General features: G+C 39.9%; 7 protein-coding genes. 2 read left to right on the top strand and 5 right to left on the bottom strand.

Features of this window, described 5'->3' with window-relative positions; genetic code table 11:
- Nucleotides 1-156: 156 nt before the first annotated feature.
- On the bottom strand, nt 157-1,509 hold the full coding sequence (locus CWB77_RS17645; RefSeq protein WP_010387769.1) for a magnesium transporter: 1,353 nt from the start codon (nt 1,507-1,509) through the stop codon (nt 157-159).
- A gap of 219 nt (nt 1,510-1,728) precedes the next feature.
- Nucleotides 1,729-3,396 carry a methyl-accepting chemotaxis protein gene (locus CWB77_RS17640; RefSeq protein WP_075169718.1) on the bottom strand — a complete coding sequence of 556 codons (1,668 nt, stop codon included), beginning with the start codon at nt 3,394-3,396 and terminating at the stop codon, nt 1,729-1,731.
- A gap of 406 nt (nt 3,397-3,802) precedes the next feature.
- Here CWB77_RS17640 and purU point away from each other — a divergent pair, with 406 nt between their 5' ends.
- Both purU and CWB77_RS17630 read left to right on the top strand, forming a co-directional pair.
- Complete coding sequence (gene purU, locus CWB77_RS17635; RefSeq protein ID WP_054201777.1) at nt 3,803-4,633, top strand: formyltetrahydrofolate deformylase; 831 nt, start codon at nt 3,803-3,805, stop codon at nt 4,631-4,633.
- A gap of 456 nt (nt 4,634-5,089) precedes the next feature.
- Complete coding sequence (locus tag CWB77_RS17630) at nt 5,090-6,976, top strand: hypothetical protein (protein WP_138623837.1); 1,887 nt, start codon at nt 5,090-5,092, stop codon at nt 6,974-6,976.
- Between the two features lie 536 nt (nt 6,977-7,512).
- Here CWB77_RS17630 and CWB77_RS17625 read toward each other — a convergent pair.
- The 3 genes from CWB77_RS17625 to acs all read right to left on the bottom strand — a co-directional run bounded on the left by CWB77_RS17625 (nt 7,513) and on the right by acs (nt 11,963).
- Complete coding sequence (locus tag CWB77_RS17625) at nt 7,513-9,120, bottom strand: AbgT family transporter (RefSeq protein ID WP_008111547.1); 1,608 nt, start codon at nt 9,118-9,120, stop codon at nt 7,513-7,515.
- Between the two features lie 159 nt (nt 9,121-9,279).
- Nucleotides 9,280-9,930: a response regulator transcription factor gene (locus CWB77_RS17620; RefSeq protein WP_008111545.1), complete on the bottom strand. Its 651-nt coding sequence runs from the start codon at nt 9,928-9,930 to the stop codon at nt 9,280-9,282.
- A 92-nt stretch (nt 9,931-10,022) separates the two neighbouring features.
- Nucleotides 10,023-11,963: an acetate--CoA ligase gene (gene acs / locus CWB77_RS17615; RefSeq protein WP_010387762.1), complete on the bottom strand. Its 1,941-nt coding sequence runs from the start codon at nt 11,961-11,963 to the stop codon at nt 10,023-10,025.
- Between the last annotated feature and the right edge of the window lie 260 nt (nt 11,964-12,223).

Here is a 12,223-nt window from a genome sequence, read left to right as displayed (position 1 = left end):
AAAATCGCCCCTAGGCAGAACCCTTCGGGCAGCGCCTGTTTGGCATTGATGCTGCGTTATCGCCTATTTATGGGGAATAACCACACTACATAGGCGCTGCCTTGCCTAAATACCAAACAGACTGCTGCAAATTTAACCTTGAAAGGTCAACAGACCCTAAAGTAACAACAAACTACCTAACCCTAAAAAGGTCACAAAGCCGACAATATCAGTCACTGTGGTTAAAATAACTGAGCCTGATAATGCAGGGTCAATTTTCATTTTATCTAAAATAGACGGGATCACTACGCCCGCCAACGATGCAGCCACTAAATTCAGCAGTATTGCCACGGTAATGGTTATACTAAGCATAATATCGTTAAACCACAGGTAAGTTAGCAAACCAATTACTAAAGCCCATACCAAGCCATTTACCGCCCCTACACGTAGCTCTTTTTTAAGTAGAGCGTTACGGTTTGAGTCGGTAACCTGACCAAGCGCAAGACCGCGCACTATAACTGTTAAGGTTTGACTACCCGCTATTCCGCCCATTGACGCCACTACAGGCATTAATACCGCAAGTGCCACCACTTGTTCTATGGTGGCGCCAAATAAGCCTATAAACCACGAAGCTAAAAATGCGGTTGCTAAGTTTATACCTAACCAAATACCACGGTTTTTAGCACTTTTACGAACACTGGCAAATAAATCTTCGTCTTCACGTAAACCACCGGCTTTTGCTGCTGCTTCGTCAGCAATTTCTTGACGTAACTCGTAAGCCGATGCAATGGTTAAACGCCCTATTAGTTTGTTATCGGCATTAACCACGGGCATGGCCATTTGCTCGCTGTGAATAACCACCTCGGCGGCTTCATATAAATCATGGTCTGCGTGCAGTGAAGTAAAGTCATGATTAGCAAGAGTCATTAAGCTCTCGTTATCATTTGCTTTTATTAGGTCATTAACTGCCACTTCGCCGATTAAGCTACCTTTACGGCTCACTAAATAAATCACTTCGCTGTACTGCGGTAACCCTTTATGTAGCAGCTTTTTAGCGCCACCCGCAGTGAGCTTGTCAGACACCTTTAAAAAGTCAAAGCCAATCCAGTGACCTAACTGCTCAGGTGTATATTGTTGCGCCAGTTCGTATTGTTTGGTTTGTGCTTCATCTAGCTGCTTTTTTGCATAATCAATAAAACGTTGTGGAATAACCTCTTCTAATTCAAGCAGCTCTTCAACATTAACTTCGTCCAATAATTTAAAACCGTCGCTGTCATCTAGAGTCTGCAATAACCACAAACAGCTATCTTCACTTAAGTTAACGAAAATTTCGTGTTGCGTGTCTTCATCTAATAAATGCCAAATTTCAAGGCGTTGCTCTTTAGGAATAGCTTCAAACAACAAAGATAAGTGTTCGGTTGATAAGGTTTGCTGAGCATCTATAAGTAATTTATTTTTGCGCTCTGTGGTATCACACTGCAATAAGTCGTTTATGAGTTGTGGTAACTGATCAACCGGATACTCTATCATTTCAAAACCCTAAAATAGTCTTTCACTATAAATTTACTGTAATAAGTAAGCACTTATTAATAAGAATAGCTAATAGTGTACATTAGAGACGAATAAAAATATTAAAAAATCTCTGTGTCGTTAGATATTTATAGCCGCTATCACCCACTCAGCGCCAACCAATAAAAAAGCCGTAACAAATAATGTTACGGCTTAGCGTAGTTAGCATTTTAAATCGCGCTATATTTTAAATTGTCCTACTAGGTCACCCAAGTTTTCACCTCGCCCTGCTAGGTGCTGACTTACTGAAGAAGTGGTTTTACTCGACTGTGTTAATTCATTAACTATTTCTTGAATCGCATACACGTTACGGTTTATTTCTTCTGTCACACTGCTTTGCTCTGTTGCCGCTGTAGCAATTTGTGTACTCATATCATTAATGGTGGTCACGGACGTGGTTACCGCACCTAAGCTTTCAGAAATAGCGCGAGAAGACTCAACTGAACGATTACAGCTTTGTTGACTCGCATGCATAGCATCAACAGCTGCCGTTACTAAATTATGTAACTCGCTTAGCATTTCGTTAATTTCTAATGTGCTGTCTTGGGTTCTGCTCGCTAAGCTTCTAACTTCATCAGCCACCACCGCAAAACCACGACCTTGCTCACCTGCGCGTGCCGCTTCAATTGCCGCATTTAATGCCAGTAAGTTTGTTTGTTCAGCAATGCCACCAATTACACTCAATACGCTATTAATTTTTTTAGATTGCTCACTTAACGAGTTAACCTGCTCTGCTGCTTGATTAATTTCGCCCATTAAGTTTGATACTTCGCTCAGTGAAACATCCACACAATCTTGCGCGTTAGCCACTTCTTTTGTTGCCGCCTGCGTTGACACTGCAACTTGTGTGGTATTTTGCGCAACTTCATGCGAGGTTGCTGACATTTCGGTAATCGCCGTTGCCACTAAATCGGTTTCATGGTTATGCTTTAATAACTTGTCTTCTATGAGTAATGTTTGCGTATTAATATCTGAAGAGGCTGTTTTAACGTCACTTGTTACATCAACCACACCGGCAATAATACTGTGTAGCTTGCTCACAAATACATTGAAAGATTCACCTAACTGACCAATTTCATCATGAGTATCTATTTCTAAGCGTCGGGTTAAATCCCCCTCCCCTTTGGCAATATCATCTAAGCTTTGCACCATACGTTTAATCGGTTTTAGCATATTATTAGAAGCATACAACGCACCGGCTGCTGCTAAACCAAGAAGCAGAAGTGATATTAAAACCAAAGTGGTCATTTTTTCACTTAAATGGCGCTCCATAGTTGCTTGATACTTTACCAACTCAGCTTCAATATCATCCATATATGTGCCAGTTCCAATCATCCAATTAGTACCTGGGATCATGGCTGCATAGCCAATCTTTTCGACTAAGCCTGTGGTATTGGGCTTTTGAAAATGATAGGTAAACGAGCCACCGCCCTTACGAGCTTGTTCAAGTAGGCCAACCACTATTTTTTTACCGTTTGGGTCGGTCATCCCTATTTTATTTTGACCTTCTATTGCATCACCCAGTAATGCATGAAAAACACTAATACCATCGGTATCATAAATAAAGTAGTAACCATCTTCGCCAAAGGTTAAATCTCGCAACGCATTTTTAGCGTCTTGTTCATTTCCTTGTGCTAATTGGTATTGCACTACTTTAGAGCCGATTTCTATTTCTGTTCTTAGCAAGGTTTGTTTATCAGCAATTAATTTAGTTTTGAACTCATTAAAGTTTTGCTGTTGATTCTGCTTCTCTAAATAATAAGAGCCCGCCATAAAACTGATTAGTAATACTATCAATGGTAAAACAGCCAACAGTAGCAACTTGTTTTTTAAGCTTAAATTACCCATTATTTCTCCAATTAACATTATAAGCCATTAAGCTTTTTATTTTTCAGCCGCTTAGCAGCTAAGTTTCCATTGTTTATATTACTTACAATAGCGCCACACTTGTATACAAATTAAGCACAAACAGAGTTAATTCGCAATTTAATATACTCGTATGCTAGTAAAGCACACTAAAAACAACTTTTTAACTAGACAATAGTATAAATATAGTAATAAACAACTGATTTAGTTCCTTGTTTTAAATCCTTACTAGAACACAATTTGTTAAACTTACTTAAAGCTAAATTAACCTTACTAACGCTATCTTAGCGTAAATTAAAATTAAACATTGGCTATCACACAAAGGTCTTGCTTTTTAAATTAAAACACAAATAATGAAGCAACTAACCACTGGGTAAGAATGAGGAAAATGAGTTATATACTAACCACCCAATGCGCAGACGATATAGGCTTAATCGCCAAAATTACCGGACTGTGTAATCAGCATAATTTAAATATTATTCGTAACAACGAATTTGTTGATAAAGATGCACAACGCTTTTTTATGCGCACAGAGCTTACAGGCGAACCACATGCTGAGTTTTTGTCACAACTTCGCGACGTATTACCAGCTGGCGCAAAAGTGGCACTGCACGGTGAAGAAAAAACCAAAGTGGTACTATTAGCCACAAAAGAAGCTCATTGCTTGGGCGGCATGTTATTAAAGCAATTTGAACAAGCTCTAAACATAGAGATACTCGCCGTTATCGCTAACTACCCTACTCTAGAGCCTCTAGTGAAAGGGTTCAATATTCCTTTTCATGTGGTTTCTCATGAAGGACTTACGCGCAGTGAGCACGACGAAAAAGTCGGTGACTTAATTGCCAGCTATAACCCTGATATTATTGGCCTAGCTAAATACATGCGTATTTTAAGCCCTGAATTTGTGGGTCGTTTTGAGGGTAAAATAATTAATATTCATCACTCATTTTTACCTGCTTTTATTGGTGCAAAACCATATCACCAGGCATTTGAACGTGGTGTGAAAATTATTGGTGCCACAGCTCACTTTGTTAATAATGAGCTAGACGAAGGCCCGATTATCTTACAAGACGTATCGAGTGTGACCCATGCGAATACAGCTGAAATGATGGCTAAAATGGGTAAAGATGTGGAGAAAACGGTGTTTTGTAAAGCACTGCAACTAGCATCAGAACACAAGCTGTTTATTAATGGCAATAAAACAGTGGTGTTTTCATAATTAGCTTTATATAGCTATTAAAAATGCCAGCTAATAAGCTGGCATTTGTTTATTCAATATAACTTAACCTAAACACTGGTTAAGAGACTTTATTAAAACAAAGTAAATTTACGTATCAGCTGTTTTCTATTAGAACCGAAAATAGCGACTTTTGTTAGACTTATATCATTATTTTTCTCGGCCTTTACTATCAACCTTCACGGCCAAAATATGCAATTTCCCTCTTGGTCAAACCATTCACTTTATGGATTAGCTGAAATATCAGGTTATTTACTACACTCCCTTTTAAGCAATAACAACCTTTAAAAGATTTAACTTATCATATTCAAGTAACCTTAAGCTGAACAATATTATTGATATATAATCAGAAATTAAGCAATAATGTCTTAATGCATGCGTTATTGTAGCTATGCTGATATTCCCTTTTTAGGATGTACTATTTATAAGGAGCATTTGATGGCTTTTGATTACGGATCAATCGATCTTGGACTAAAAAACCCTTTCAAACTGGAAGGTAAAGTAAAAGCAATAAGAGGGCTTATTGAATCTGTTGTTGGCATCAGCTTGCTTGTTATCGCGTCTAGCTCTGTAAAGGAAGATGCAACAGCAGGTTGGATCTTAATGATATTTGGCATGTTAATACTCGCCCTAGGCATTCGGACTTTATCGGGTGGTATTTATGCAACGCTTAAGTACTTCGTAGGTAGAAACCACCCAACATCGTTGGCGTTTAATTTTAGTAAGTCACAAATCTCAACTGCACAAGAAGAAAAAAACGAAGTAGCCTACACTGCGCAAACATTAGAAGAAATGCTTGTTGGTCGCAAAAACAGTACTTTTAAAGAACCGAATGGCTTTTTATCGCGTTTGCTACATAGTTTAGTACCAAAACTACTATTTTTACCCTACCCAATACGTAATGTTGCCCAACGTTTATTTGGCTCATGGATAAGCACACTGGTTGCTCTTATCGCTTATGCATTGGTCGCCTTTGTGTCACTGTCTGGTTTTACCGGTGAAGCTGGCGAACTAGCTTTTCCAATATATAGTGCCATATTAATGTTTTATGTGCTGTTTTCTTGGCGCTCTTCTGGCAAACCTATTTCACGTAATGCAGAGAGAAATATTGAAGCCTTAGGTACTGGTGCTCTTGCTAAAATCATTTCTTTATCCTTTATATTGCCCATTGCTATAGGCCTGTCTATGTCGTGGATAATGCAAGAACAGCGCATAAGCAAACAACAAATAGACAATTGGCTTGAGCAATTACCCAACCTTAACGCGGGCATCTATTTAACTGCCATTATTATTTTAGCTGCACTTAGTTGTGCACTTGTTTTTGTGATGATTAAAGCGCGTTTAAACGAAGTGACACCAAGCGCTGAAGTATCAGAACTACGAGAAAACTGGCAAGAGTCTGTTCATCCAGATGAGATTTTTATAAATCTTGATAACTTAGTAATGGCTAATCGCCGTTATAAAGAAGTACCTAATAGGGTTTATCGTGAGCTAGATCCTAAACTACAAGAGCAAATTGAAGGAAAAGGCGGGTTTAAAGGCGAAATGATTCAAGAGATTCAGCCTAAACTACACACAATGGATTTAGGTAAGCACTTTAACCTTTCTCGTTTAGTTGCGTTAATTAGTGGTAACTTACTCTACATTGTAGCGCTTACCTTTACTGTGTTGCTTGCTTACTCTTTTATTAATATTTACCACTATATTGACGCTGCTAATATAAATAGTATTGAACAAGCCTTTAATAATAAAAATATTATTGAGTTTAGCGAGCTGTTAATGGCAAGTGTTCATTTATTACTTATCGGCATATTAGTTAAAGCATTTGCTCAACTTCTGAGCAATAGTGCCCATTTATTTTTTGCTGAAATGCAATTTGAATCTTTACTCGTGTACTTCAAGTGCGAGGGCACATTTACTGAGTCAAAAATATCAACGGGTACCGGTATTCATGATAGCACACGCTCGGAAAATACCTTGGTACGTAGCAGCATAACGCCTTGGGTGATTGTTTCGCGCATTGTTTCTACAACCTTTGCAGCTACAGGCATGAAAAACCTCGAGCATCCTCGACATATTATGGAAATGCATAAAGATGAAGGTCAATTACAAGCAATCAAAAAAGATGTAATTGCCTTTTTGAAAGATCGAGAATCAATTGCCTCTATCACTAGCGAACGCGATTTAGGCAATGCATCTCAACTGCACCAGTTAAACCAGCAAACACGAGCTATGCCTATGCAGCCAGCTTTAACCAAAGATGATGAGGAAGCCGCTGGTTTTTTACGTCAGGAAGACGATTTAGCGTCTGAGCCAAAAAACTAGCTTATCTATATATGCCACCTTATTACTAGGTGGCATCTTTCCAAACTAAACCCCCCCTCTCTACACTTTGATATAAATGTGATTCCCCCCCTGCAAACGCAGTAAAGACAGGGAGGGAAATGAGGAAAATAAGTAATACACTAACCAACTAATACGCAAACGATATTAGGCTTAGCCAAAATTACCAAACTCTGTAATCAGCATAATTTAGATATTATTAGGCCTTGTTGATAAAGATGCACAACGCTTTTTATGAGAGCAGAACTCACAGACTAATCCCTCAGCGATTTTTTATTATAACTTTGCGAAGGATTGCAAAAGTGGTACTGCACGGCGAAGAAAAAACCAAAGTTGTATTATTAGCTCCAAAAGAAGCCTCTGTTTAGGCGGCATGTTATTAAACCAACTTGGTAATACTCTAGCTGTTTATTAATGGCAATAAAACCGTCGTATTTTCATAATTAGCTTTATATAGCTATTAAAAATGCCAGCTAATAAGCTGGCATTTTTATAAGTAAATAATAAACCTTACTTAACTAGGGTGTGTAATACGTTGGTGCCCCAGGGCCTACTGGCATACCTAAAACAAATACCCATAAGTAAAACAGTACCACCCAGCCAACAAAGAAGATCAAGCTGTATGGCAACATAGTGGCTACCAAAGTACCTATTCCCATGTCTTTTTTGTATTTAGTGGCAACCGCAAGAATTAAACCAAAGTAACTCATCATCGGGGTAATTAAGTTAGTTACTGAATCACCAATACGATAAGCCGCTTGAATTGTCTCGGGTGCATAACCTATAAGCATTAGCATAGGAACAAAGATAGGTGCTGTTACTGCCCACTGCGCTGACGATGAGCCTAAAGTTAAGTTCACTAAAGCACACATCAAAATAAACAGTACAAATACTTCCGGCCCAGTTAAGCTAAGAGCTTGTAGTAACGCGGCACCGTTAATCGCTAAAATGGTGCCTAAGTTAGTCCATTTAAAAAATGCCACAAACTGCGCAGCAAAAAACACCAATACAATGTACATGCCCATAGAGCTCATACTTTTGCTCATGGCATTGATCACGTCTTTATCATTTTTCATGGTGCCAACCACGCGACCATACACAAAACCCGGAATACCAAAGGTAACAAAAATAAAAACAACAATCCCTTTTAAAAACGGCGAGTGAGCAACTAGACCTGTTTCAGGGTTACGTAAAATACCGTCGGCTGGAACAATCGTCCAAGCGAGCAACAACGAAACAACAAGTAATGAAACTCCAGCCCATTTTAAACCTGACTTTTCTTTGGCAGTTAAACCGGCAATATTATTTTGAGCTAAATCTTCACTGGCTTCATCTGGGTTATATTTACCTAAACGTGGCTCAACAATTTTCTCAGTAACAAGTGTACCTAAAACAGCAATTAGCAATACTGAAATCATCATAAAATACCAGTTTGCTTCAGCGCCTACTTGGTAAGTTGGATCAATCATTTGTGCTGCAGGCGTCGTAATACCCGCTAATAACGGATCGATAGTACCCAGTAATAAGTTAGCGCTATAGCCACCCGATACACCAGCAAACGCTGCAGCAAGGCCTGCAAGCGGATGACGACCTAAACTATGAAATATCATTGCCGCTAGGGGGATCAATACGACATAACCCAGCTCAGATGCTGTGTTTGATAAAATAGCAGCGAATACAACCATAAAGGTAACTAAGCGTTTAGATGCACCCATAACCATGCCACGCATTGCCGCAGACAATAGCCCAGAATGTTCAGCAACACTTACACCTAATAGCGCCACTAACACCGTACCTAATGGGGCAAAGCTGGTAAAGTTAGTTACCAATCCCGTTACAATACGCTGTAAGCCCTCGGCACTGAGTAAGCTAACAACTTCAATTACACCATCTGGATCGCGCCCAGCAGAGCCCTCAGGGCGAGGATCGATAGCACTAAGTCCAAACCAATCAGCAACGCCACTAAATAAAATAATGGCAATACAAAACAGCGCGAATAAGGTAATTGGATGGGGAAGCATATTCCCTAAAAATTCTACCGTGGCTAAAAATCGATTAAACCAACCGCCCTTTGCGGCCTGATTTTCATCTTGGGATGTGTGTGGTGAGTCCATTGAGTCTGACATACCATGCTCTCTTAATTACAAAATGCCCGTAACCTAGCATTATTTTCTGAGCAGGTCATGTAATAAAGATGAATGACTTGTTATGTCATGGTAATTAACTGATGGGTTTTATTGTGATGGGGTTACAAAAAAGAGGCTCTCGCCTCTTATTTAGTCTGCTTAAGCTTGCTCTATCGGTTCTAGTTGTAGTTTTGCAGCAATTAAAACAGCTTGAGTTCGATTATAAACACCGAGTTTTCTAAATATGGCAGTGATGTGAGCTTTGACTGTGGCTTCTGAAATGTGAAGTTCGTACGCAATTTGTTTATTCAGTAACCCTTCGTGCAAATATTGTAATACACGGTATTGCTGTGGAGTAAGTGATGCTACTTGTGCAGCAATTTCTCTATCTGCGCCTTCTATTTCAGCCACTTTACTTTTTAGTTCGGTTGGCAGCCAAGTATCGCCTTCGAGTATTTGGTTAATTGCGTTGGCAATATCGTCAGATGATGATGACTTAGGAATAAACCCCATTGCCCCATAACCCATAACTTTCGAAACAATATTTACATCTTCACTACCCGAAACCACCGCAATAGGTAAGCTTGGGTAATCTTCACGTATACGGATCAAGCCGTATAAGTCACCGTTACCTGGCATGTGTAAATCTAGTAGTAATATATCAAGATCTTCTTGTTCGCTTAACACCTGCAATGTGCTATCAAAATCCGCTGATTCAAATACTTCTAAACCTGCAAACTTTGCACTCAAAGCGCCCTTTAGTGCTTCACGAAATAACGGATGATCGTCCGCTATTAAAAACTGACTCATTGTTCACTCCCAAAAATTCGGCTGCTATCCAATAGACAACAGCCGATATACTACGTTTAGAATCAACTTCTAATCAAGCTTTTAACGCGAAATTAACGATTTAATCGATTTTCTACTAGCTCATCAACCACTGACGGATCCGCAAGTGTTGAGGTATCACCAAGCTGTTGGTGCTCATTTGCCGCGATTTTACGTAAAATACGACGCATAATTTTGCCAGAACGTGTTTTTGGTAAACCTGGAGACCACTGAATCATATCTGGTGATGCTATTGGGCTTAGCTCTTTACGTACCCAATTACGGATCTCTTTTGTTAGCTCATCACTCACCGTTACACCCTCGTTAGGAGTTATGTAAACGTAAATACCTTGGCCTTTAATATCATGCGGGTAGCCTACTACTGCCGCTTCAGCTACAGCTTCATGAGCAACTAACGCACTTTCAATTTCCGCAGTACCTAAACGGTGTCCAGACACATTAAGTACGTCATCAACGCGTCCTGTGATCCAATAATCACCGTCTTCATCACGACGACAACCGTCACCAGTAAAGTACACACCAGGATAAGCGCTAAAGTAGGTTTGTTCAAAGCGCTCATGGTCGCCATAAACGGTTCGTGCTTGTGAAGGCCAGCTATCTAAAATCACAAGGTTACCATCAACCGCACCTTCCAATGTATTACCTTCAGCATCAAATAATGCAGGTGCAATACCAAAGAATGGACGTGTTGCAGAGCCAGGTTTCATATCGGTTGCACCTGGTAATGGCGCAATCATGATGCCACCGGTTTCGGTTTGCCACCAAGTATCTACAATTGGACAATTCGACTTACCAATTTTTTCATAGTACCAGGTCCATGCTTCTGGATTGATCGGCTCCCCCACAGAACCTAAAATGCGTAAGCTGTCACGATGTGAGCTTGCAATCGGCTCTTCGCCTTTAGCCATCAATGCACGAATGGCAGTAGGTGCTGTGTATAAAATTGTCACGTTATGTTTATCAACCACTTCACCCATACGACCAGCAGTTGGGTAAGTTGGCACGCCTTCAAATACGACTTGCGTACACCCATTAACGAGCGGCCCATAAGCAATATAACTGTGACCTGTGATCCAGCCAACATCAGCACTACACCAAAAAATATCATCGTCTTTTAAATCAAAAATGTATTCGTGGGTCATAGATGAATACACTAAATAGCCACCAGTGGTGTGCACCACCCCCTTGGGCTGACCGGTAGAACCTGAGGTGTATAAAATAAACAGCGGGTCTTCAGCATTCATGTGTTCAGGTTCGCAATCTGGCGCTTGGTCTGCAACTAAGTCATGCCACCAAATATCATGGTCGTGCCAATCAACATCGCCTGAAGTTAGTTTATGTACCACTACATGCTCAACCGTGGTTACTGAATCTTGTAATACGGCTTCATCTACATTAGCTTTAAGCGGTACACAATTACCTGCACGTCGGCCTTCATCTGAGGTGATCACCACTTTAGCACCCGAATCATTAATACGATCCGCAATAGCTGACGGTGAAAAGCCACCGAATATAACTGAATGAATAGCACCTATGCGGGCACAAGCTTGCATTGCGTATATAGCTTGCGGGCTCATTGGCATATAAATGGCTACACGGTCACCTTTTTTAACACCTAATTTTTTTAAACCATTGGCAAACTTTGCCACTTCATCATGTAGCTGTTGGTAGGTGATATTTTCGCTTTGTGAAGGATCATCACCTTCCCAAATTAATGCTACTTTATCCGCTTTTGTTTTTAAGTGACGATCAATACAGTTATAAGAGGCATTCAGGTAGCCATCTTCATACCATTTAATATTGATATGGCCTTTGTCAAATGAAGTGTTTTTTACTTTTGAATATGGAGTAAACCAGTCAAGACGCTTACCGTGCTCAGCCCAAAACCCTTCAGGGTCTTCGATAGACTGTTTATACATCGTATTATATTTTTCATTATCGACGAGCGCTGCGTTTTTTATCTGCGCAGGAACTGGATAGATACTTTGTGACATATTAGTCTCCAATTTATATTACTTGCCTTAGGCTTTTCATCAAGGATTACTCAGCAGTGCACTATTAAATATTAGACATTAGTTGTATCTGGGTTCAAATAACTAGGGTCTGTTGGCCTTTCAAGGTTAAATTTGCAGCAGTCTGTTTGGTATTTAGGCAAGGCAGAGCCTATGTGGTGTGGTTATTCCCCATAAATAGGCGATAACGCAGCATCAATGCCAAACAGGCGCTGCCCGATGGGTTCTGCCTAGGGGCGATT

The sequence above is a fragment of the Pseudoalteromonas sp. S1610 genome, assembly GCF_005887465.1.
GTDB lineage: Bacteria > Pseudomonadota > Gammaproteobacteria > Enterobacterales > Alteromonadaceae > Pseudoalteromonas > Pseudoalteromonas undina.
The sequence above is the reverse complement of the archived record's forward strand: the minus strand, read 5'-3'. Positions and strand labels throughout refer to the sequence as shown.